This is a genomic window from Acidicapsa ligni (genome assembly GCF_025685655.1).
In the GTDB taxonomy this organism is placed as follows: domain Bacteria; phylum Acidobacteriota; class Terriglobia; order Terriglobales; family Acidobacteriaceae; genus Acidicapsa; species Acidicapsa ligni.
On sequence record NZ_JAGSYG010000002.1, the window covers coordinates 517,065 to 540,991 of the forward strand.

Genomic DNA, 23,927 nt, shown 5'->3' on the forward strand with positions numbered 1-23,927 from the left:
AGAAACTCGTTGCAATCCATCATTCAAGACATTCGCTATGCAATTCGCCAGTTAACGCACTCGCCGGGGTTTGCCGCTACCGTTATCATCACGCTGGCATTGGGCATCGGCGCCAACAGTGCAATCTTCACCATCTTTGATCAAGTGTTGCTCCGCATGTTGCCGGTGCACAATCCGAAGGAACTGGTGCGTTTTGAATGGAGCGGCAGCTTCTCTGGATCGATGAGCAGCTTCGGCGGCGATACAGATAATTACTTCTCCTATCCGATGTACAAAGACCTGCGCGATCGCAATACTGTCTTCACCGATATTCTTGCCGCCGATCGCACTGGTGTCGGTGTGTCCTGGCATAACCAGGCTGAGAATAAAGATGCCGAATTAGTGAGTGGAAATTACTTCGGCCTGCTGGGGCTTCGACCCGCTCTCGGAAGACTCATCGAGAGCTCCGACGATACTGCGAAGGATGCCAATCCAGTTGTTGTTTTGAGTTATGACTATTGGAAGACGCACTTCAGTGCTGACCGCGGTGTCGTTGGGAAGAGCTTGCTTATCAATGGTCATCCGTTCACTATTCTCGGTGTCGCGCCGGATGGTTTTGTCAGTGCAATTGGTGGCTACAGGCCTGGTGTATTTCTGCCACTCAGTATGAGTGAAGTTGCGATGCCCTGGACCAAGTCAAGAGATAATCTGAATAATCACCAATCCATCTGGTTGACACTGATTGCGCGTCTGAAGCCCGCAGTAACGGCACAGCAGGCAGAAGTATCCATGGCCCCGCTCTGGTACTCACTCCGCGCACAGGAGTTCATCGCATATAAGTCTTCTTCAGCTCGCTTCAAGAATGGATTTCTCAATCACAGCCATCTTTCGGTGAAAGATGATTCCACTGGATTTACACCTGAGCGGAGCGATCTCCGTACTCCGCTGTTTGTACTTATGGGTATGGTTGGAGTACTGGCTGCGATGTGTGCCGTCAACGTCGCCACGCTTCTTCTTCTGCGTGCAGCAGGACGCGTCCGCGAGATCTCCATGCGATATGCACTTGGAGCGGCACGGTCGAGAATCATTTTGCAACTGCTGGTCGAGGGCGCAGTGCTTGGCCTTTGCGGAGCAATCGCAGGACTGGCTCTTTCGCCTTTGATTGCTCGCGTTCTTGTGCAGATGATCAGCCACAGCGATGACATTGCCGACGTACCTTATTCTGCTACTGTCGATGGGCGCATCCTTGCATTCACGCTGCTGCTTTCGTTGTTGGTGAGTCTTGCGTTCAGCGTTGCACCGGCCCTGCAATTCATGCGCCCAAGGCTTGCCGAGACACTGCGCCAGAACACGGGCACAGCCTCAAAAGCTTCACAGCGTTTCCGAAAATTCGCTGTTGGATTACAGATTGCGTTGAGCGTTATTTTGCTTGGCGGCGCGGGCCTGTTTCTTCGCACTCTCACCAATCTTCGCGGGGAGAAGATTGGCTTTGCTGCGCAGAATGTTCTTCTCTTCGATGTAGATCCAACGCTCTCGGGATACAGTGACGATCGCACCGCCCAGGTGGAGATGTCAGTTATCGATGCGGTGCGCACTATCCCCGGAATTCAACAGGCCGCTGGAACCACGGACCCAGAGATCGCAGGGGACTCCAGCACCACGAACTTTACCGTGCAGGGGCATGTGGCGCCGGAAGAAGAGGACATGAACTTCGAAGCCCCCTGGATAACCACCTCCTATTTTGCAACGCTGCGTCAGCCTATTCTTGCGGGTCATGAATTCACGGCTGCGGATACCAAGGGAAGTCCGCATGTGGCAATCGTCAATCTCACATTCGCCAATCGCTTTTTTGGTTCGCCACAGAATGCCCTTGGCCGACTCATCGCCGACGGTGGTGGAGATGGTACAAAGCTCGATACAACGATTATCGGTGTTGTAGGCGACGTAAAGCATCGCAACATGCGCTCCAAGCCGCGTGGCACAATTTATCGCCCTTATCTGCAGGAAAATCACCCTGGCGGTATGGTCTTCTATGCATTGACCGCTCAGAAGAGTGATTCGGTTGAGATCACCATTCGCGAAAGCATACATCGTCTCGATCCCAAGCTCGTTGTCGACGGCATGCGCACTATGGAGCAACAGGTAGATCTGAGTGTTTCAAATGAGCGCACGCTGGCAATGCTGGCAATGAGCTTCTCCGCTCTGGCCTTGGTCATGACGGCGGTTGGTCTTTACGGCGTGCTCGCTTTTGCAACAGCGCAGCGCACTCGTGAGATCGGCGTACGTATGGCTCTTGGTGCACAGCGCAGCTCCGTCGTTGCACTGGTTATGCGGGAGATGGCAATCACTACAATTATCGGAGTAGCGATTGCATTGCCCGCATCGATTGCCTTAGCTCATTTGCTGCAAAGCCAGCTCTACGAAGTGAAGCCCGGAGATCCGGTCACTCTCATCGCCTGCGTTTTTGCCAGCGCAGTCATGGTCGTGATCGCGGCTGCAATTCCAGCCCGTCGCGCAGCCTCTATTGATCCCATGCGAGCACTGCGATCAGAATAGACCAGGCAGTCCGCCAAAAGAATCGGAGTAATAAACAGCATGATTGATCTAAAGAAAATCGAGCGCAGTTACAAGACCGGCCACACGGAAACATGGGTGCTGCGCCACGTGAATCTCACCATCAATCCCGGTGAATTCGTCACTGTGATGGGTCCATCGGGAGCAGGGAAGTCTTCACTGCTGAATGTACTTGCCATGCTCGATGATCAATGGTCCGGTGAGTTTTATTTTGAAGACGAAGCCGTCCATCGCATGAATCGCAAGCAGCGTGCCGACCTTGCTCGCAGGCGCATTGGCATGGTATTTCAGAGCTATCATCTGCTCGATGATTTGAGCGTCGCCGAGAACATCGACCTGCCACTGTCTTACAAAGACATTCCGCGTGCAGAGCGTCAGGCGCTCGTTGCCGACACGCTTGATCGGTTCAATATCGTTGGGAAAAAAGATCTCTTCCCCAGTCAACTTTCCGGGGGACAGCAACAACTCGTCGGCATTGCGCGCGCCGTCATTCACAAGCCGTCACTGCTGCTTGCGGATGAGCCAACTGGAAACCTGCATTCTGGGCAGGCAAAAGAAATCATGGAGCTATTCCGTCAGTTGAATGAACAGGGCACCACGATCATTCAAGTAACTCACTCAGAAGAGAACGCAAAATATGGCAGCCGCATCATCGAGCTTCGCGACGGATGGCTCTATTCCGATACTGCGGGAATTGCTCAAGGTGCAATATCAGGAGTGCAATCGTGAATCCTTTTCTATCGAAGTGCAAGGAGAAGTCAGTGCCAGCGTCTATGAAAGCGGTTGCTTCGCTATGCATTTTGAGCCTTGCCTCGCAGATCGTTGTCCCGGCCACAGCTCAGAGCACTCAGAATGATGTTGCAGGTGCGCCCGCTACGCAAACTGCAACGACGACGACACCTGCGACTAAATCATCCGAGGCCATTCCTTTTGATCTGTTGCAGCATGCCTCGCGTAATCCCATTGACGCTTATCGCGGCAAGAACGTACCACCGCCAAACATGGCGAATTCAGTGCAGCTTAATTCTCTCGTGAGAGATGGCAAGCTATATCTGTCCTTACATGATGCGATCGATCTTGCTCTTGAAGACAATCTCGACATGGTCATCGCTCGCTATAACCTGCCCATCGCGCAGACGGACATCCTGCGTACGGCGGCCGGTGGACAGGCACTCGGTGTAAACACAGGTGTTGTCTCCGGCACCCCAGGCGGCGCAGGCGGCGGCCTCGGCGGTGGTTCAGGAGCCGGTGCCGGTGGTACGACGAGTGGTGCAGGCGGCGCCGGTGCAGGTGCATCGGGCTTGGTCCAGAACACAATCGGTACCGGAACCAACGTCTCCAATTACGATCCATCGATCAATGTCACGACCTACATTGATCACACCACGCAACAGTTGCCTAACCAGGTCCTTTATGGCATCCCGGTTATTCATCTGAATGAGTTCCTCGCTAACGCATCCTACGTGCAGGCGTTTCCGACAGGCGGTAGCATTCAGGCCACCTGGAATAACAATCGGCAAACTACGAACAGCCCAAACAACACTTTCAATCCGCAGTTGAGTTCCTTTGTCGAGCTTTATGTTCAACAGCAATTGCTCGCTGGTTTTGGATTGGGCCCCAATCTCCGCTTCCTGCATATTGCACGCACCAACCAGAAGGTTTCCGACATCGCCTTCCGCGCCCAGGTGATCGCTACTGTGACGCAAATCTGCAATCTTTATTGGGATCTGGTGAGTGCTTACGACAATGAGCAGGTAAGCGAGCGCTCGGTTGCTTTTGCTACGGAGACATTGAATACCAGCCGTCAGCAATTGAAGCTGCAGGCTATCCCCGAAATGGATGTGCTCAAGGCGGAAGGGGAATTGGCTACCCGTCAACAGGATTTGACCGTGGCTCGCACCAACCTTGAGTTGCAAGAGTTGTACATGAAGAACGCGATCACCCGCAGCCTCGACGATCCTATTCTGGAAGAGATGCCGGTTGTGCCAACGGATCATATTGGAACCCAGGTAGAGGGAACCTCTGAGCCGGTGCAGGACATGATTGCCGACGCACTCAAGAATCGTACCGAGGTGCAGGAAAACACACTGACCATGCAGAACAGTGAACTCAGTCGCAAGACTGCACGTAACGCTCTGCTTCCATCCCTATCAGTCTATGGATTCATTGACGGTCAGGGTTATGGCGGTACTACGACTCCTTCGACAGTTGCTCCAGGCACTCCGATTCCGGGGCCAACCGGTTACGGCACGGCTCTTGATAATGCCTTGAACTACACCTCTCCGGAGTATCAGGTAGGCTTCCAGTTGAGCATTCCATTGCGTAATCGCATTGCAAAGGCAGCGCAATACCGCACTGAACTTGAATATCGTCAAACGCAGGTCTATCAGGAAGAATTGAAGAAGAAGATCCGCATCGAAGTGCGCAGCGCGCGCTTTGCTTTGGAGCAAGGTGCAAGCCGTGTCGACGCGGCAAGGAATGCGCATGACCTGGCACAGAAAACACTGGACATCATGCAAAAGGAGCAGAAGTTAGGAGCCGGTTCAAATCAACAAACTCTTGCGTCCGAGCATGACCTGGCCCTGGCCGAATCCGCCCTGGTTGCTGCCGAGACCTCCTATGAAAAAGCGCGTATCGAGGTGCGGCGTGCGACGGGTACAGTACTTGAAGAATTTGGCATCGCAATTGAGGCGAATCGCAAGGGAAATTTGACAGGCGCAGTCAGTCGCGAGACAACAGCACCAGTTCCGAGTGGACAGCAGTAGTTACGGACTGACACACTGGCAAGAGCATATGACAACGGGCAATAAAACAAGCGCGACAATCGACAAACCCTATAAGCTGCTGATCGCGGATGATCAGCCGCAGATTCTCGAGGCATTGCGGCTTCTGCTCAAGCCTGAGGGCTACCAATTGGAGCTGGTGCGGACGCCGGCACTGCTTCTCGAGGCTCTCTCGCATGAGAGCTTCGATGGGGTTTTGATCGATCTGAACTACACGCGGGATACGACCTCTGGACAGGAGGGAATGGATCTCGTCGTCCGCGTCAAGGAGATTGACCCGCAGCTTCCCGTTGTCGTCATGACCGCGTGGGGCAACATCGATCTTGCCGTTGAAGCAATGCGCCGGGGTGCTGGCGATTTCATTCAGAAGCCATGGGAAAACGCGCGATTGATCAGTGTGTTACGCACGCAGATGGAACTGCATCGCAGCCAGAAGCGAACGCAATGGCTTGAAGCGGAGAATCGCATTCTACGCGCGCCCGGTGCTCCTGATTTCATAGCCACTGCGCCTTCCATGCGCCAGGTGATCGAGACAATGTCTCGCGTAGGCCCCTCAGATGCGAACGTTCTTATCACCGGAGAACACGGCACAGGAAAAGAAGTCGTCGCACAGATGCTGCATCGGCTCTCCTCGCGATCGTCACGCACACTTGTCGCCGTTAATACTGGAGCGTTGCCGGAAGGGACATTCGAGTCCGAACTTTTCGGACACGTAAAAGGCGCATTCACGGATGCGCGAACAGACCGCATCGGGCGTTTTGAATTGGCCAACGGTGGCACACTTTTTCTGGATGAAATCGCGAACATTCCAATTCGCCAGCAGGCAAAACTTCTTCGCGTGCTTGAGACTGGTGAGCTTGAGCGCGTCGGCTCATCGCGAACACAATCCGTCGATGTCCGCATCGTTTCAGCGACGAATGCAAACCTGCGACAAGACTGCGCCGAAGGCCGCTTCCGCGAAGATCTTCTCTTCCGGCTTAACACTGTTGAGATAGAGCTTCCGCCGCTGCGCGAACGTCGTGAAGATATTCCTGCATTGGCCGGGCACTTCCTCGCACGCCATGCTACCCGCTATCGACGCCAGATTCAGGGCCTTGAACCGTCAGCACTGCAATTGATGCTGCAATACAACTGGCCTGGCAACGTGCGAGAACTCGATCATACCGTCGAGCGCGCCGTTCTAATGGCTCGCGGAGACCGCATCGATGCTGTCGATCTCGCTCTGCATCCTCAGCGCAGCAGCTCCAGCAGCACTGCTTCAGGCGGATCGCAGAGTCTCGACGAGATGAGCCTTGAGACCGTGGAGTCGATCCTCATTCGCAAGGCTCTTGCGCGCGTAGGAGGCAATGTCAGCCAGGCCGCTGATGCTCTCGGCCTCAGCCGCGGAGCGCTCTATCGGCGGATAGAAAAATATGGTCTCTGAGAGGGATGAGCCTGAAGAAGCGTCAGTAAACGAACGGCCGCTCAAACGCCTGCCGCTGGCACGCTCCGGACGCAGACTCAGCTTTGAGCGCAGCCTGCGTTTGTGGCTTTATCTGATGGGGCTTCCAACTCTTGCTCTGCTCGCCCTACTGCTTCATAAGATCGATACCGATTTCTCAGTTCAATGGATTGCGCTTGTATCAACCGCCATCGCCTGGACTTTCGCTGTATCCCTCGTGACAGAACACATCATTCGGCCTCTGCAGACGCTCGCAAACGTAGTTGCCGCCTTACGCGAAGACGATTATTCCTTTCGTGCCAGGGGCGCTCGCCGCAATGACGCAATGGGCGATCTCGCGCTTGAAATCAATGCATTGGCCGGCATGTTACAGGCTCAGCGTATCGGAGCCATGGAGGCTATGGCGCTTGTTGAGCGAGTGATGAAGTCCATGCAATCTCCCGTGTTGGCCTTCGATCCCGATGGGAGACTTAAGCTTCTCAATGCTGCGGCAGAACGAGCGTTTGATCTTCGCGCGCAAAGTGCGCTGGGCCGCTCCACAAGCAAGCTCAATCTCGAGCATCTATTGCAAGCCGAAGACAACGACCTTTTATCGCTTGGAAACTCGCAACAGTTGGCGCGCTGGGTAGTCAAGCGCACCGGCTTTCGCCTCCGCGGTGTTCCGCATTCCCTCTTCGTTCTATCGGATGTCAGTGAAGCATTGCGGGAAGAAGAGCGTCTCGCCTGGGAACGACTCATTCGCGTTCTCGGTCATGAAATCAACAACTCGTTAACTCCAATCAAATCGATCGCAGGCAGTCTCCGCAGTCGATTGATCACCCTCGATCCAAGGTCAGAGGAAGAAGATGATTTTGCACGTGGGCTCGAAGTCATCGAAGATCGCGCGGAATCCCTCAATCGTTTTCTGCAGGCCTATCGTGAACTCATGGGCTTACCCGCCCCCAGGCTTGAACCCATCTCTCTTGCTGCGCTGATCAAACGTGTAGTGCAGCTTGAGACGCGTCTTTCCGTCAAGATCACTGGTTCTTCCAATGTCGAACTCCTCGCTGACCCGGATCAACTTGCACAGGCACTGATCAACCTCATCCGCAACGCAGCGGAAGCGGCGCTAAGTCCGGATGTGGCCGTTGTCCCCGATTCAATAGTAGAGAGAGTTCCGCAGGTCTCTATCACCTGGGAAACCAGTGGCAACGAAGTGCTCATCTCAATTCTCGACAACGGTCCCGGCCTATCGAATGCAAGCAACCTGTTCGTGCCCTTCTATACAACCAAGCCTGGCGGTACGGGAATTGGACTCGTTCTCGCGCAGCAGATAGCACTTGCTCACACCGGTTCCGTGCAGCTTACCAACCGTATCGACAGCAATGGATGTCGAGCCGACATCCGCTTGCCCCTCGCTGCTTCCCGCCAATCTTCCTGAAAAAAACACTCCTGTGTTATTTCCACACGAAATATGTGGCATAACCACATGAGATGTGCCATTCTAGTGTGGTCATAACACAGGAGTGCGCATGGGCGAACAAAAAGCCGAACCGAAACTGGATATTTTGCAAGGCACGCTTGATCTCATGGTCCTGCAGACCCTGTCTGTCATGGGCTCACAGCACGGCTACGGCATCGCCCGCCGCATAGAGCAAGTCAGCGATGACACGATCCTGTTGAACCAGGGAACGATCTATGCAGCGCTCGTTCGCCTTCAGCATCGCGGATGGATCGCGGCCGAATGGGGCATCTCCGAGAACAATCGCAAAGCCAAGTTCTACTCCATCACCAGGGCTGGAAAGAAGCAGTTACTCAAGGATGCAGCCTACTGGCAGCGTTTGTCCGAAGTGATGGGCCGTGTACTGACAATGGACGAAAGTGGTGGCACGCAATGACACCGCAGCAGCCCAAATCAATCCTGGCGGCGCTGCGTCGAGGTCTGAATCGGCTCTGGTCTTTCTTCCGCAAAGGCCCTCTCGATGACGATCTCAATGAGGAAATGGCCGCGCACATCGACCTCGCAACCGAAGAGAAAATGCGCAGTGGACTCTCGCGCGTGGAAGCGCGCAGACAAGCAATGATCCAGTTTGGAGGCATCATGCAGGCAAAAGAAAATCAACGGGCGACTCGGGGAATTCCAAGCCTCGATATTCTTGTTCAGGATCTTACCTATAGCTGGCGCACGCTTCGGCGTGATACCTCTTTCACGATGATCGCTGTGATCATTCTTGCCATCGGCATCGGCGCCAACATCTCAGTGTTCAGCGTGGTTAATACCATCCTCTTCCGCCCGCTGCCCTTTCGCGATCCGGACCAATTGGTTCGCATGGGACCCATCACTGGCAACAAGGGTGGCATGTCCACCGCGACGTACTCTAGCGATGCCTACGAAGTCTTCGCCTCTAAAACAAAGACTCTACGGGATGTCATGGGCTACTTTGCTTTCTCTGATCGTGACAATGTGCGCCTCAATCGTGGCGGCACCCCGCTTCCCGTTTCGATGATCATGGTGACAGGAAACTTCTTCAAAGCGCTCGGAGTTGAGCCCTCGCTGGGACGACTCTTTACGGCTGAGGAATCCCAGAAGAATGCACGCCCCGTAACTTTGTTGAGCTATCCATTCTGGCAGCGCCAATTCGGCGCAGATCCCAACATTATTGGTAGAGCTATCAGCTTTGGCAATACTCCCGTAACAGTTGTTGGCGTGCTTCCAGAGAATTTCGATTTCGGAGCAGTCTTCGAGCCGGGCGCAAAGATAGATCTCTTTACTCCTGTGAATATGGATGAGATTCGAGAAGAGGGAAATACGCTCGCTCTCTTTGGTCGCCTGCAGCCGAACGCGACACTCCAGCAAGCTCAGGGAGAGGTGAATCTTCTCTTTCCCGATTTGCCGGGAAGCCTCAAGCATCCCGAGTGGAAGCCAGGTTACACCGCTGGCGTTCAAACGTTGAAGGACTATGTAAGTGGCAAGTTGCGGCGTTCTCTAATCGTCGTTTGGATTGCAGTTGGGTTGATTCTCCTGATCGTCTGCGTGAATCTCTCCAATCTTTTATTGGCCCGCGCCGCTACACGTAGAAAGGAATTCGCTCTGCGCAGTGCACTTGGTGCAGGGCGCGGACGCATCATTCGTCAACTGCTCACCGAAAGTATCGTGCTCTCATTCACCGGAGCGATTCTCGGCCTCGGCCTTGCATATGTGACCACCTACTATCTCGCACACAAAGGCTCGGTCGCCTTGCCACTGCTCGGCAGCATTCGCGTTGATGGCACTGCTCTCGTCTGGACGCTGCTGATCACCATGGCAACTGCTCTGGTCTTTGGATTGATACCGGCTTTTAGAACCACGGGTAAGAATCTGCAGGAAGACCTCAAAGATACGGGTCAGGGAGTAAGCGAAGGTCGCAGTCACGACTTTCTACGCTCCTTCCTTGTCATCTCTGAAGTTTCTCTGGCCTGTGTCCTTCTCGTAGGCGCCGGGTTATTGCTGCGCAGCTTCCTTCAGGTGATGGATGTGGATCTTGGATTCAGTCCCAGCCAGGCAGCCGCTATCAAAGTCGACTACAACGACGGCAACAATGCCGATAAAAAAGTAGCTATCTTTCAAGAAATGCAGCGTCGTATCGAGGCGCTGCCGGGTGTGGAGTCCGCAGGCATCTCCGATAATCTTCCCCTCGATCGCAATCGAAGCTGGGATATTTCAGCCAAAGGCGTTCAGTATCCCAGGGGATTACTTCAGGCCACCTTCGTCTATATCGTTTCACCTGGCTATCTACACTCCATCGGTATGCGCCTCGCGGCCGGTCGTGATTTCACGTGGGCTGATGGGCCCAAGGATGAGAAGGTCGTCATCATCAACCAGACGGTAGCACGTAAGCTGTGGCCCGGTCAGAATCCGATTGGCCGGATAGCATCTGCTGGCGGAGACGATGCCCGTGTTATTGGTGTCATCGATGATGTACAGACAGATACGATCGAGGGCGAATCTGGCTGGCAGATGTATATGCCTCTATCGCAGCAGGGCAATGACGGCGCGCAATTAGTCGTCCGCACCAAGCTTCCTCCCGCAGCACTGGCGTCAAGCGTGATGACGACACTTCGCAGCATGAACCCGGCACAGCCAGCGACCGAGTTCCGCCCACTGCAGCGGCTTGTGGATCGCGCTGTCTCCCCTCGACGGTTCTTCGTCTTGCTGGTAGCCTTCTTCGCCGTGCTTGGTGTGGTGCTGGCTTCGCTCGGCATCTATGGCGTAATCTCCTATTCCGTGACCCAGAGGACAAAGGAAATCGGCATTCGGATGGCCCTCGGTGCAACCGCGGAGCGGGTTCAATTCGACGTGATTTCAAGAACGCTGCGCCTTGCTTTTATTGGCATTGTCGTAGGCACCGTCTTTTCATTCATAACCTCCAGGCTGATTGCGTCCTTGCTCTTCGGCACCCGTCCGACAGACCCGATCACATTCGTCGGCATGGTCGTGCTTCTGGGTTCCATGGCCCTCTTCGCGGGATATATTCCAGCCCGGCGAGCTTCGCGTATTGAGCCTATGGATGCGTTGCGCCTGAACTGAAACGGTACCCGTCAGACCAAGAGGGGATGTCGATTCCGGCATTCCCTGTTGGTCGTTCGAAAAAATGCGCCAACGATGGAACATCGACACTCTTCTGACCGTACCTCTGACCATCAGGGAGTGCGCCCATGAGAGTTCTACAACAGGATCTTGCCTACACCTTCCGGCGTCTTTCACGTGCGCCAGGGTTTGTGATCGCGGTCGTTGTCTCGATTGGCTTAGGCATTGCCGCGAATGCCACCATCTTTTCCATGGTGAGTCGATTTGTCCTACGCCCTGCTCCCGTCGGAGATCCCTCCACTCTGCTTAATCTCCACACGTTGCATGATGGCGATCAGTGCTGCAACAACTTCCCCCAGCCCGTCTTTAAAGACCTTCGCGATCAGGCGAAATCCTTCAGCGGAGTAGCAGCCTACAACGAACTGGTTCCCGCCTCCATCGGTGGCAATGGCGAGCCAGAACGTGTCTGGGGCCAGGCCACATCTGCAAATTTCTTCCGTGTGTTGCAGATCCCGATGACTGTTGGCCGTGGCTTTCTGAATGAGGAAGAGAATCAGCAAACGATCGTGTTGAGCCATCGTTTGTGGAAGCGTCGTTTCGCTTCAGACCCGAATATTGCAGGCAAAGCCATAGTTCTCTCCGGACGACCGTACACTGTCGTCGGCGTAGCCCCCGAGGGCTTTCGCGGAGTTGATCTCATCCTGGATTCCGAGTTCTGGGTTCCACTTGGCAACGTAACATCTCTGGTCCCAAATCTCACCAACATCGACTCTCGCGACATGCACTGGCTTGCCGTCGTTGCGCGTCTCAAGCCTGGTGTCACCCAGTCCCAGGCCAGGTCCGAACTTGCTACTCTCGCCAAGCGCCTCGCTGCAACCTATCCCGCCACGGACAAGGGGAATGGCTTCCTCTTTGAGCAGGCAGGCTCACTTCCGCCCCGGGACAAGTCTACGGTCCTTCTTTTTCTGGGAGCGCTCTCGATCGTCGTATTGCTTGTTCTCTGCATTGCTTGTGCCAACGTTGCGAACCTGCTGTTGGCCCAGACCGCAGGTCGTCAGCGCGAGATGGCAGTACGGCTCGCCCTGGGAGCAACGCGCGCGCGCATCGTTCGTCAGATGATGATCGAATCCATCCTGCTCGCGCTCAGCGGGGGAGTACTGGGCGCAGCCCTCTCGCTCATGGCCACGCATGCTCTCTCTACCTTTCGCCTGCCCGCGCCAGTGCCTCTGGACTTAACGCTGAATGTGGACTGGCGTGTCATGGCTTATACCTTCGCGCTCAGCGTCGGCGCGGGTCTTATCTTTGGCATGATCCCCGCGTGGGTAGCCTCGCGTCCCAGGCTTGCAAACGCACTCAAAGGCGAAGACGCGCTTGCCCGCCCAGGCCGCAAATGGACATTACGCAACGTCCTTATCATTGGCCAGATCGCGATGTGCCTCGTCCTGCTCACCTCTACAGGACTTTTCCTGCGCAGCCTGCAACAGGCCGCTAACATTGATATAGGCTTTCGCTCCAACGGGATCCTGAGCCTCTCCGTCGATCCTCGTCTTCACAGCTACACGCCGGAACGTACCATACAGTTTTTCACCCTGCTTCGTCAGCGCGTCGCAGCACTGCCTGGAGTTGCTTCTGTAGTCGTCACCGACAGCGTTCCATTGAACGGAGGCAATCGCAGCGATGGATTCCATGCGCGTATCAAGCCCAAATCCCTCACGGGAGCCGTCAGTGAACCCGACCCAGTCGTAGAAATGTACATGGCTACCCCGGGCTATTTTGAAGCAATGGGAATCCCGCGACTCGCAGGCCGTGATTTTGCCGAAGAATCTCCCGCAGGTCCCAAGGTTGCGGTTATTAACCAAGTCTTCGCGCAGAAAGTCTTCGGTGCAGAAAATCCCATTGGGCAGGTAGTAATGGACGGCGATATTCCCTATCAGGTCATCGGCGTCGTGGCCAATATCAAAGCCCGTTCAATAGGTGAAGAAAATCGCGCCATCCTCTTTCGTTCGCTCGATCAGACCGTTGCGTCTGATCCTTCTTTCACCGGTTACACAATCCTCGTACGCTATCAAGGCAACCCCGAGGCAATCGTATCTTCCGTTCGTGATCAGATTCGAGCACTCGATCCAGCAATGGCTGTTTACAACATTCAAACCATGCAGGAGCATCTCCGCGATGCGTTCTTCCTGCCGCGTCTCGCCGCAACTTTATTCGGAACTTTTGGAGCGATAGGTCTCACACTCGCCGCCGTCGGCTTATATGGAGTGATGAATTATTCCGTGAGTCGCCGCACCCGCGAAATCGGCATTCGTATGGCTCTGGGCGCGCAGGTTGGAGCAGTGCAGCGCCTCATCGTTCGCCAGGGCATGGTGCTGACATGCATCGCGCTCATCGTCGGATTGCCCGCCGCATTTGCGCTCGCGAAGCTGTTCACAAGTGTTCTCTATGGCATTCACACAAACGATCTGGCGACCTTTGTTGTCGTTCCAGTCTTTCTCGCAGTAGTGGCGTTCATCGCGTGCTGGCTCCCTGCACGTCGAGCCTCACGCGTAGATCCGCAGATCGTACTGCGTTACGAATGACGGGCGCGCAGTATGTTCATCTCTTGGTTTTTAAATGTGCCATTGTCCCTTGCGGATAACTAGTCGACTCGCGCACTACAAGTTCAGTCGGTATGTCAAACTCCTGCCGCCCGGATGATTGTCCCGGCTGTTCTACATGCGCACGCAGCGCAGCAAAAGCAGCCTTGGCCAGCGTGTATCGCGACATCTGAATCGTAGTGAGAGGCGGCATTGTAACCTGCGCAATGTGAATGTCGTCAAAGCCAATCACTGATAAGTCATCCGGCACACGCAGCCCCGCCCGATACGACTTATGCAAAACTCCAATCGCAGTCATGTCATTCGAACACATCACAGCAGTCGGCATTTCTTTTCCAGCGAGAAGAGAGCCCATCGCCGCCACGCCACCCTCAAGTGTGTGATCTCCCTGGACAATCCAATCGGGATGAGGCGTGATCCCGCATTCCTGCATTGAATTGAAAAATGCAGTGAGTCTTGATTGCGCAGAATGCAGCCTGATTGGCCCGGTTACAAAGGCGATACGCCTGTGCCCCAGGGCAGCCAGATGCTGTACTCCCTGCCGAATCCCGTGTTGATAGTCAACTCTCAATACGCTGACCCCAGGCCGATCCGGGCCGACATCGACAAACACCAGTGGAATTTTTCGCTTTGCGAGTTGCTCCAGCAACGGCTCTTCAATGCCAAAGGTCATCACCGCGACGCCTTCCACTTTGCGTTCCAGCATACGGCGAATGCAATACGACATTCGCTGCGGATCATAGTTCGTAGAGCTGATGAGAATCTCGTATCCACTATCGACAGCGATGTCCTCAAAGCCTTGAATCAGTTCCGGAAAAAACGGATTTGTAATTTCAGATATCAATAGCCCAAAGATTTTGCTTCGCCCGGAAACCAACGCGCGCGCCTGCGTATTCGGCACATAATCCAGCCTCTCAATCACGTCCCACACACGCTTCGCCATCTTCGGGTTCACAGTGCTGACACCATTGATCGTGCGCGACACAGTAGCGATGGAGACATCAGCCAGACGAGCGATGGTCCGAATATCCATTCTCTCTGGAACAACGTCCCCCACCTGAGACGCATCTGGCTTAGGCCCCGCAGCTTTGGCGCGCTTGATTTTTATAGGCTTTTCCGGCAAATAATCCACCCTACAGGAAATCGTTTTCGCAGCACTCAAATTTCAATCCAAGTGTATTAGATTTGGCAATCAAATGGGATATATGCTAACGGGGCAGTCCACATACAGCATCAAAGCCCCGAACTTAGCCCTACCCATGGCCTTCGTCGTCACCCTTGCTTTTGCCTTTGTCCTTGTCGTTCTGTCTGTCATTTCCGCAGGAAATCTGCTTCTTCCTTGGCCGTTGCCGTTCTAGCTAAAAGTCACGTAAGGCGTATAAAAATCATCCACAAACCCCATCCATTCTGTAGTTCCGATAAAACGATTTCTCAAACACATTTCAGAAATGAGAGATATTCAATGGAGCGACCCCTGCAGCTACTGCTATCGTTGAGCAGCCTGTAAAAAATTCCATCTGGCGGAGAAGAATTCAATGTCTCAGAGCCACCTTGAAGAGCACGTCAATCTCATCGCTAAACATGAACAAGAGTTTCTAAACAGGCGCACCTATAGCGAAAAAATTGGCGACCGGATGGCCGGGTTCATCGGCAGCCTTACCTATGTTTTTATTCACATTGCGGCAGTCTGCGGCTGGGTCGCCTGGAACACCCTGCCGTACTTCCATCTGCGCCACTTTGATCTCTTTCCGTTCCCGCTTCTCGACACTATCCTGGCCTTCGAGGCGATCCTGGTCGCAAGTTTTATTCTCATGCGTCAATCGAGAATGAGCAGGCGCGCAGACGAACGGGAGCAACTCATGCTCCAGGTATTGCTGCTTACCGAGCGTGAGATTACCGCGGTATTAAGTGTCGATCGACAGATCGCAGAACGAATGGGTCTGAGGGAAATAGCTGACGATGAAGAAATAGCCGAGATGAGCCAGCAGACCTCGATTGACGACGTAGCGGATACCATCAAAGAAATATTGCCAACAGAATAAATCCCATAAGACTCTCAATAGAGTAAAGAGTGCCATTGCATAGATGGAAACGGCCAATTCTATTGGAGCGGGAGACCGGGATCGAACCGGCGATATTCAGCTTGGGCTGATGTTGCTGAGGAAGCCAGAGAGAACGACGACAAGGCTAAGACAGATGGCGTCAGCGCGGAGTGTGGAGAGTAGTAACCTGGTTTGCTCGATGGCCCACGTAGACCGATACAACAAACCTTTCAAATCCTGTGCTCTGAATTAAGAGGATTTGCGGACTCCGCAAGTGCGCAACAAAGATGACTTGGGCTCGCGAAGCCTACGAATCGTCATTGGCTGGCAACAGAACACACGCTGGATCATGCGTTCCATGCTTGCTTCGGTAACTGTCGCGGCTTCCGAGCGGCCAGAAGATACTTCAGCCACTCGGTAAATCATGAGAGGTAGATTACTGTTGTTGCTGCCGCACGACAGGTAACTAGTCTGTTCACTCGTTTGACATAAAGCTAAGCTACTTCCGTAGGGACCGCTTAGTTCTTCAGCAAGACATTAAACGCATTGTCAAAAAACAACTCAAGCGGCTTGTCGCTCTGCAATGCTTTTGCCCGGACTTGCGCGCCCTCCCAACTATTGACCAGCAACGCGGCAACGTCATCAGGTTTAACAGTTTTGGGCAGCTCCTGCTTCTCAACGGCCTCTCGAATCGTTCTGGCGATAGCACTCTGCCAGGCGTCGAACGCCTGTCCCAGAAATTTCCGGATCTCCGGATTCTGTCCTGCAACCTCCAGGGTCATATTGCCGAGAAGACAGCCCGCAATCGGTCCACCGCGAACTCCATAAGTTGCAATCAAGTCTTTGAAGTAGCGGCGCAATTTCTTCAGCGGTGAAAGATTCGAGCCGTCAAGCAGCCTTTCCCAACGCTCCTGCTCACCGGCAGCGTACCGCTTAATCACCTCAAGTACGAACTCGTCCTTGGTGGTGAAGTGATGATAGAAAGACCCTTTCGGAACTTTCGCCGCCTCCAAAATCTGATTGACTCCAGTGGCCATATACCCGGCGGTGTGGATCAAACCGAGGCCAACATGAATGAGGTTTTCTTTTGTCGTTTGTTTACTCATGTAAGTATGATTAGACTAGTCTAAATCATCCTCCGTTGCATATCTTTTGTTATCACCCTGCTCCAGATTGCAATGGCTGTGTCGATATACGTTAACCACAGCTCCTGAGCGCTGATGAAAGAGCAACTGGGAGGCGACCGTCGCTGCTGCCCCCCAATGTCTTCCTGATAAGTCTTGAATGATTAGCTTCGTTCAGTTGGAGCTACCATTCAGCTTTGCGATGAGAGTGTTGCCAAACTCTTCGGCTGACATCGGCTGCTGGCCAGTGATGAGTTCGCGATCAACCACTACATTCGGATGCCAGTTGGTAAACGTATCAACGTGAGCACCAGCCTCGGCAAGAGCATTAACCGGATAGAACTGCACATAGCCACCCAGGCCCTTAGGGCCTTCAAGAACGTCCTCTTCACCAGTCGAGAAAATCGTTACATGGTAACCTGCGTAAGGCCAGCCCTTTGCCAGGAAGCTTGCGCTTCCGTCGCCTGCAATCAAGGCTTTCTGGAAGGCTTCTGAATCGCTCAGTGCAATGACCGACGGAAAGCTCTATCTACTTGCGGAATTTCTAGTGAAGCCTGAATTGCTGGAAGAGACAAAGGAAGTTTTTTCTAAGCTTCTTCCCACCGTTTTGAAGGAGCCGGGTTGTGAGGCCATATATACGACCTCGATCGATAGCGACCCGAGCAAACTCGTTTTCTTCGAAAGCTTCTCTTCCGAAGAAGCACACAAGTTCCACATGGCACAGGATTACACGCACGGGCTTGCTGTAGATCTCGAAAGCAAACTTGCGGGGCCAATGAAGGTGACGAAGCTCAACGCCTTCTAGAGGAGGCGTTGAGCCTAAATCGTGGAATGCTATACGTCTCGATTTGCTTTTCGACTGCGCCCTTCAGCGCTGGTCTTTTTGACAGGCTTTCGATCGTTTGAGGGTTTGCCTTTTGCCTGATAGCCCTTTAACTTCCGGGTGATATACACTTCAATCTCACTTAACTTCGCTATCTTTCCGCGGATAACTTCACGGCCCTCTTCGAGAAATTGAATCAATTGCTCTTGTGTATATCCTGCGGCAGTGACCTTGAGAATTGGCCCGATCTCACTCAAAGAGAGTCCTAATCGCTGGAGGTCGCGGATATTTTCTATCGTCTTTAAGACAGACAAATTGTATTCACGATACGTTCTGCTACTGGCCTGCCGCGGTGTCGACGTGATTAGACCAAGCTCCTCGTAATGGCGAATACCGTCTTTGGACAAACCTGCCATTTTCGCGATCTCGTTGATCAGCATCTTGTCCTCTTGACTGTTGGGTTACTCCACACAGTATATTAGTTGAGTCGGGCATGAAAAAGGGTAGTGGCTAGAGTAAATAAATGAGGTTAGTAAATAAATGAGGTTCGAACCTCATCTCCTACTTTGGGAGCTAAAAGGAATATAGGCAAGTGAGTATAAGCCCCACTACCAATCCAGCTGTAACAAGAACGCAGCTTCGAACAATGTGGTTGGCTTCAATAGGCGGAGCACTTGAGTTCTACGACTTCGTTATCTTTGTCTTCTTCACCGCCGTCATCGGAAAACTATTTTTTGCAGCAAATTTGCCGGATTGGGTAAGGCAACTCCAAACCTTTGGCATCTTCGCCGTAGGCTACATCGTGCGCCCACTCGGTGGAATTGTCATGGCGCATCCCGGAGATACTTTAGGCCGAAAGCGTGTCTTCACTCTCAGCATCCTGCTCATGGCATTTCCCACGCTCATCATTGGCCTTGTACCCACATACCGCTCGATCGGAATTGGGGCGCCACTTCTCTTGCTCGTCATGCGAGTACTGCAGGGAATGGCGATCGGTGGTGAAGCACCAGGAGGCTGGGTGTTTGTCGCAGAACATGCGCCTGCGCACCGAACCGGCCTCGGGATTGGGCTTCTCACCTCGGGACTAAGTTTCGGTATCCTGATTGGATCGCTTGTAACCACGCTAATGCATCTCTTTCTGAGTCCCGAACAAATTCTCGCAGGCTTCTGGCGGTTGCCGTTTCTGCTTGGAGGCGTGTTGGGATTCTTCGGCTTGATCCTACGCAGAAAGCTTCAGGAAACACCTGTCTTTGAGGAGATCCGGACCCAGGCACAAGCGAGACGTGAACTACCTCTTTGGGTGATCCTAAGAACTTCGCCGCGAGCTGTTGTTGCCTCATTTGCAGGCACATGGGTGCTCACTGCTGGAATCCTCGTCGTCATTCTCATGACGCCGACGTTGCTCCAAAATGTGTTCCGCCTTAATGCGGATAAAATTCAGATTGCGAATCTTGCTGGCACAGCAGCCTTGGTTGTCTCGACAACTGTGATTGGTATGGCGGTGGACCGTTACGGGTTAAAGCGGCTCGCGATTCCGAGCATGGCCTTTCTGGCTCTTTCCACCTATGCTCTTTACTTCGCAGCAATGCATGCACCTGGCGCGATCCTGCCGCTCTACATCCTGGCCGGGTTCGGTGCTGGTGCTGTCGTACTGACGCCAATCGCCATGGTTAACGCATTTCCACCGCTCGTTCGGTTCACCGGCGTCTCCTTCTCATACAATATCGCTTACGCTATTTTTGGCGGCCTGACACCCCCATTGGTCGCTTGGCTGGGCCAACTTAATTCACTCGGGCCTGTGTATTACGTCGCAGCCGTCGCTGTAATAGGGGCGGTAGGAATTTTAATATCTCCCAATTACGTGTCCAATCGTTGTGAACTTTTTCCCGGACAGTCTCTGGGAGTTGATACAGAAAGAAGAAGTTAGACATTGCAGGAGATACATATGAGTGATTCGCAACCTACCCCGGAAAAAGTTCTTTCCATGATGAACGCGTATCAACAGACAGCTGCCTTATATGCGGCGATAGAACTTGATGTGTTTGGTGCGCTTGGTAAGGGATGCAACGACGTACCATCGATCTCAAGGCACTGCGGGGCATCGGAAAGAGGCATTCGGATTCTGTGTGATTTTCTGTCCAGCCATGGACTCATCGAAAAGTCGAATGGGCGCTACAATCACACACCAACGAGTCTGGTATTCCTCGACCCAGGTTCTCCGATGTCGATGGGATCGCTGGCTGCATTTCTGAATGACTCAGCGGTAAATAATGTGTATCGCAACCTCGCAGAGGTAGTTCGGACGGGCAGAACGACACTACCGGGGACCGGAACAATTGAGCCGGAAAACCCACTCTGGGTAACGTTTGCAAAGTCCATGGTGCCCATGATGGGGCCGATAGCAGTTCCGCTGAGCAACCTGGTTCTGGGTGAGCTAAGCGGCCCGATACGAGTGCTGGATGTTGCCGCGGGTCATGGGCTGTTTGGGATTGAGATTGCTAAGCAAAACCCCTCCGCACAGATCACAGCGCTCGATTGGAATCAGGTGCTCGATGTGGCATCAGAGAATGCGCGAATTGCCGGAGTAGACGATCGCTATACACGGCTGCCTGGAAGCGCATTTGATGTCGAATTTGGCGGCCTATATGACGCTGTCTTGCTGACAAATTTTCTCCACCACTTCGATAAGCCGACATGCGTGACTCTGTTGAAGAAGGTACATAGAGCGTTACGTCCGGGCGGGATAGTAGCCACGCTTGAATTTGTGCCCGATGAGAGTCGTACCAGGCCGTTGGCCGCTACGGGATTTGCCATGACTATGTTGACCTCTACGGAGGCGGGGGACGCATACACGTTGGCAGAACTCTCAGCTATGTATCAGGAGGCTGGATTCGGAACAGTCGCGGCACATCCAATACCGATGAGTCCGCAAACAGTCATCCTGGGAAAAGCCTGAAGTCAACGAATGCCTGTGTCGTAGAGGAAAGGGAATGGGAATTCGTACCGCTTTTACATCAGCATGTCGATGCTCATGCTGATGTAAAAGCAGCTACGCCCCTGCGCCTGCCCATCACCGGACCTTTCGCTACCGCATCGCCTTCTTCATCAACCTATTGAAGATGAGGTCGGTCAGAAACGTTTAAGAAAAAGCATTACACCAGACGCGATAGCGGGCTTGAGGTCGCTGATTCAGAGCGCGCTTTCGATCTGAATAGTGAAGAGCTGCGGATTCGTTCCGATCAGCTTTATCGAACCTTGTTCTGAACGCTTCAATGACCTTCAGAATAGTCGGCACCTACTGTAGCCGACTCCCAGGCATCCAGATTGTCCTGCCATTGCGTAGGCTTGGTAAGGAAGCGCTTGAGGGCAATTTTACCGAGAAGAAGATGCAATGGTGGCTCAGTTGAGTCAGCTACCTGAATGATGGCCTCAACAGCTTTTTGCGATCTTCGGCTTGTTTCCTATTCTGCGAACTTTCCTGAACGTCCAAGGAAGTCTGTTCGAAAGGGGTCAGGCTCGATGACTGTGACATGCACACCGAACGGTTTCATCTCTTCGGCCAAAATCTCGCTGAAGTCTTCGACTGCAAATTTAGTGACATTGTAGAAGCCCCAGCCCGCAGACCCGATCAACCCGCCAATCGAAGACAAGTTGAAGATATGTCCACTACCTCGATTACGAAAATGCGGAAGGAAAGCGCGGGATGTACGAATGACTCCATAAAGATTGGTCTGCAAAACAGGCTCGAACTTCTGCACCGACACCTCTTCGATAGCGCCGTTAATGCCATAGCCGGCATTGTTGACCAACACATCCACATGGCCGAAAGCGTAGATCGCTTCCTGCACTACGCTAGGAATCTTGAAATTGTCTGCATCAGCGGTTACATATGAGACTAGACCAGTCTGTTTATTGATTAATAAAAATAGGCAATGTAATTAAACTTTCTCAGCTCTTGAGCAACACATTGAATGCATTATTGAAGAACAACTCAAGAGGCTTGTCATTCTGGACCGTCTTTGCACGGACCTGCGCACCTTCTCAACCATTGACCAGCAGAGCAGCTACTTCAAGGCTCAAATTACCGAGAAGGCATCCCGCCATCGGCCCGCCGCAGATCTCATAAGTGGCTATCAAGTCTTTAAAGTACCGCCACAATTTCTTCAGCGGCGAAAGATTCGAGCCGTCAAGCAGCCTTTCCCAACGCTCCTGCTCAGCGGCCGCGTACCGATTAATCACCTCAAGGATGAACTCGTCCTTGGTGGTGAAGTGGTGATAGAAAGACCCCTTGGGGACATTGGATGCCTCCAGGACCTGGTTGATCCCGGTAGCCGTGTAATCCGCAGAGTGGATCAAACCAAGGCCAACTTGGATGAGGTTTTCTCTTGTCGTTTGTTTACTCATGTCAGCTGATTAGACTAGTCTATATCGTCCTTCGTTGCATAATTATTGTCTGACCATTCCGCAGATTGCGATGGCTATGGGAATGTTCGTCAAGCACAACTTCTGAGCGCCGATGAAGTACAGAAAGGCGACCCTTCCGGCGGTTTGGCAAGAACTGGAGTAGCGAAGCCATGCAATAGGCTGAGCAGGAATGGGACGGCCGAGATCAGCCGCCAGCATCAAACAGAGCTTTACAGACTGTCGATATCGGGCATGCCAAACGTCAGGGCAGAGAATTACTTGTCGGCCTCAGCGTCGATGGTGAACTTTATCTCATCACCGAGGATGGCAGTGGGATACTTCGAGGCGAAGTTGAAGTCGCTGCGTTTGAGAATGCCGGTTGCAGCGAAACCGATAATCAATTTGCCCATCCTGGTGGGAGGTGTAGGTCCGTCGACCGCGAGCGTAACGCTCTTCGTGACGCCTGCCAGAGTGAGATCTCCGACGATCTGAAGCTTGCCCGATGTGCCGGAAACGGCGGTGGATTTGAAGGTCATGGTTGGGTACTTCTCTATGTTGAAGAAGTTGGGTGACTTAAGATCTGCATCTCTCGTCGAGTTAGCGGTTGAAATAGAAGCGGTCGGGATAACGACTTCAACGCTGGACTTCGAGGGGTCTTTTTCATTCCAGTTCACGGTCCCGGTGATGCCGCCGAAGGAACCGCGCACGTTACTGACAGGAACACGACGTATCTGGAAATCAACTTGTGTGTGATTTGTATCGATGGTCCAGGCGGAGGTCTGAGCAAGAGCGCTGGCTCCCGAGAGCAGTAGCGTGGAAAAAACAGCAGTAAAGAAGCGGAGGTTCATTGGGTCATTCTCCTTGCATAGTGAAACCGGGCTGAAGGCATTGTTGAAGCTGCAATTATGAGGATGTACGCAACGTGGTGGCGTCTGATTCGCGCCAATCTATCTCTAGCTTTTTCGTTGTTGACGCAGATGTACTCTTCAAGCGAATAGAGTTTGGTCGCTCGCCTCAACTCCAAAATGATTCGGTGCAGTGATATTCCCCGATGGGATATACAGCGGTAATTCGCATACATGATCGTTGCCGATTATTGGTCTCTCAGAACATCGTGTTGTCGTTTGAAGAAGTCTCAGGAATCGGTTGAATTACATCCCAGTGCTCGACTACCTTACCGTTCTCGACTCTGAAGAAATCAACGACAGCATTACCGCGTTCGCCTGATTTTTGGATCCAGTGGCAATGAAGGATCACCATATCTCCATCCGAAAATGCACGCTTGATTTCCATACGAGAGTCAGGGTAGTTGTTGCGTAGCCAGCCAATAAATTTCGTTACACCTTCACGTCCATCTGCAATGACGGGTGTGTGTTGCTTGTATGTATCACCGCCATACAGATTGAATGCTGTGTCCGGATCAAAGTCATTGATCAGCTTTTCGTAAAACGCAATCGCGATCTGTTTGTTCTGTTCAGACATAGCCATGATCTCCTTTGGGTCTTGTTCGTTGATAGAAAGCCTCAGCGAGTCAGTAGCTTCTCGATGAGCTCCGCAGGTTTCCCCAAGATCAGATTGGACTAATTGGAGTGGGTCTAGTTGGTTAAGCTGTGT

The 23,927-nt window shown here is 53.0% G+C and carries 20 protein-coding genes; 12 read left to right on the forward strand and 8 right to left on the reverse strand.

Annotated features, from left to right (window positions below; translation table 11 throughout):
• Window positions 1-9: 9 nt before the first annotated feature.
• The 8 genes from OHL19_RS08505 (at window position 10) to OHL19_RS08540 (ending at window position 13,902) form a co-directional block, all read left to right on the forward strand.
• Window positions 10-2,535 (forward strand): ABC transporter permease, encoded by a 2,526-nt coding sequence (locus tag OHL19_RS08505; RefSeq protein ID WP_263357214.1) that lies wholly within the window; start codon window positions 10-12, stop codon window positions 2,533-2,535.
• Window positions 2,536-2,574: 39 nt separating this feature from the next.
• Complete coding sequence (locus OHL19_RS08510) at window positions 2,575-3,282, forward strand: ABC transporter ATP-binding protein (RefSeq protein ID WP_263357216.1); 708 nt, start codon at window positions 2,575-2,577, stop codon at window positions 3,280-3,282.
• Window positions 3,283-3,314: 32 nt separating this feature from the next.
• Window positions 3,315-5,318, forward strand: coding sequence for a TolC family protein (locus OHL19_RS08515; protein ID WP_263357217.1), 2,004 nt, complete (start codon window positions 3,315-3,317; stop codon window positions 5,316-5,318).
• Window positions 5,319-5,346: 28 nt separating this feature from the next.
• Entirely contained in the window at window positions 5,347-6,759 is a 1,413-nt protein-coding gene (locus OHL19_RS08520; RefSeq protein ID WP_263357218.1) for a sigma-54-dependent transcriptional regulator, read from the forward strand.
• Window positions 6,749-8,197 carry a sensor histidine kinase gene (locus OHL19_RS08525; RefSeq protein WP_263357219.1) on the forward strand — a complete coding sequence of 483 codons (1,449 nt, stop codon included), beginning with the start codon at window positions 6,749-6,751 and terminating at the stop codon, window positions 8,195-8,197. Before OHL19_RS08520 ends, OHL19_RS08525 begins: the two co-directional genes overlap by 11 nt.
• Before the next feature lie 91 nt (window positions 8,198-8,288).
• Window positions 8,289-8,654, forward strand: coding sequence for a PadR family transcriptional regulator (locus tag OHL19_RS08530; RefSeq protein ID WP_263357220.1), 366 nt, complete (start codon window positions 8,289-8,291; stop codon window positions 8,652-8,654).
• Window positions 8,651-11,323 (forward strand): ABC transporter permease, encoded by a 2,673-nt coding sequence (locus OHL19_RS08535; RefSeq protein WP_263357221.1) that lies wholly within the window; start codon window positions 8,651-8,653, stop codon window positions 11,321-11,323. The genes OHL19_RS08530 and OHL19_RS08535 overlap by 4 nt, the downstream gene beginning before the upstream one ends.
• A 128-nt stretch (window positions 11,324-11,451) precedes the next feature.
• A complete protein-coding gene (locus tag OHL19_RS08540; RefSeq protein ID WP_263357222.1) occupies window positions 11,452-13,902 on the forward strand; it encodes an ABC transporter permease in 2,451 nt (816 codons plus the stop codon).
• 16 nt (window positions 13,903-13,918) lie between these two features.
• Here the strand turns inward: OHL19_RS08540 and OHL19_RS08545 are convergent, their stop codons facing one another.
• Window positions 13,919-15,082 carry a LacI family DNA-binding transcriptional regulator gene (locus OHL19_RS08545; protein WP_317890555.1) on the reverse strand — a complete coding sequence of 388 codons (1,164 nt, stop codon included), beginning with the start codon at window positions 15,080-15,082 and terminating at the stop codon, window positions 13,919-13,921.
• Between the two features lie 373 nt (window positions 15,083-15,455).
• Here OHL19_RS08545 and OHL19_RS08550 point away from each other — a divergent pair, with 373 nt between their 5' ends.
• Window positions 15,456-15,962, forward strand: coding sequence for a DUF1003 domain-containing protein (locus tag OHL19_RS08550; RefSeq protein ID WP_263357223.1), 507 nt, complete (start codon window positions 15,456-15,458; stop codon window positions 15,960-15,962).
• 518 nt (window positions 15,963-16,480) lie between these two features.
• On the opposite strand, the gene OHL19_RS08555 is transcribed toward OHL19_RS08550, so the two are convergent.
• Window positions 16,481-17,068 carry a TetR/AcrR family transcriptional regulator gene (locus OHL19_RS08555; protein WP_263357224.1) on the reverse strand — a complete coding sequence of 196 codons (588 nt, stop codon included), beginning with the start codon at window positions 17,066-17,068 and terminating at the stop codon, window positions 16,481-16,483.
• A gap of 192 nt (window positions 17,069-17,260) precedes the next feature.
• Window positions 17,261-17,560, reverse strand: coding sequence for a type 1 glutamine amidotransferase family protein (locus OHL19_RS08560; RefSeq protein ID WP_263357225.1), 300 nt, complete (start codon window positions 17,558-17,560; stop codon window positions 17,261-17,263).
• Window positions 17,561-17,594: 34 nt separating this feature from the next.
• Here OHL19_RS08560 and OHL19_RS08565 point away from each other — a divergent pair, with 34 nt between their 5' ends.
• The gene (locus tag OHL19_RS08565; RefSeq protein WP_263357226.1) at window positions 17,595-17,891 is read left to right on the forward strand and encodes a putative quinol monooxygenase; all 297 of its coding nucleotides are present in this window, start codon (window positions 17,595-17,597) and stop codon (window positions 17,889-17,891) included.
• Between the two features lie 29 nt (window positions 17,892-17,920).
• Here the strand turns inward: OHL19_RS08565 and OHL19_RS08570 are convergent, their stop codons facing one another.
• Entirely contained in the window at window positions 17,921-18,349 is a 429-nt protein-coding gene (locus OHL19_RS08570; RefSeq protein ID WP_263357227.1) for a MerR family transcriptional regulator, read from the reverse strand.
• 206 nt (window positions 18,350-18,555) lie between these two features.
• Between OHL19_RS08570 and OHL19_RS08575 the strand changes: the two genes are divergently transcribed.
• Entirely contained in the window at window positions 18,556-19,836 is a 1,281-nt protein-coding gene (locus tag OHL19_RS08575; RefSeq protein WP_263357228.1) for an MFS transporter, read from the forward strand.
• 18 nt (window positions 19,837-19,854) lie between these two features.
• Window positions 19,855-20,865 (forward strand): methyltransferase, encoded by a 1,011-nt coding sequence (locus OHL19_RS08580; protein WP_263357229.1) that lies wholly within the window; start codon window positions 19,855-19,857, stop codon window positions 20,863-20,865.
• A 505-nt stretch (window positions 20,866-21,370) separates the two neighbouring features.
• Here the strand turns inward: OHL19_RS08580 and OHL19_RS08585 are convergent.
• The 4 genes from OHL19_RS08585 to OHL19_RS08600 all read right to left on the reverse strand — a co-directional run bounded on the left by OHL19_RS08585 (window position 21,371) and on the right by OHL19_RS08600 (window position 23,795).
• On the reverse strand, window positions 21,371-21,826 hold the full coding sequence (locus OHL19_RS08585; RefSeq protein ID WP_263357636.1) for an SDR family NAD(P)-dependent oxidoreductase: 456 nt from the start codon (window positions 21,824-21,826) through the stop codon (window positions 21,371-21,373).
• Window positions 21,827-21,950: 124 nt separating this feature from the next.
• Window positions 21,951-22,313, reverse strand: a complete 363-nt coding sequence (locus OHL19_RS08590) for a TetR/AcrR family transcriptional regulator (protein WP_263357230.1) — start codon at window positions 22,311-22,313, stop codon at window positions 21,951-21,953.
• A 275-nt stretch (window positions 22,314-22,588) separates the two neighbouring features.
• Entirely contained in the window at window positions 22,589-23,161 is a 573-nt protein-coding gene (locus OHL19_RS08595) for a YceI family protein (protein WP_263357231.1), read from the reverse strand.
• A 256-nt stretch (window positions 23,162-23,417) separates the two neighbouring features.
• Window positions 23,418-23,795 carry a nuclear transport factor 2 family protein gene (locus OHL19_RS08600; protein ID WP_263357232.1) on the reverse strand — a complete coding sequence of 126 codons (378 nt, stop codon included), beginning with the start codon at window positions 23,793-23,795 and terminating at the stop codon, window positions 23,418-23,420.
• Window positions 23,796-23,927: the final 132 nt, after the last annotated feature.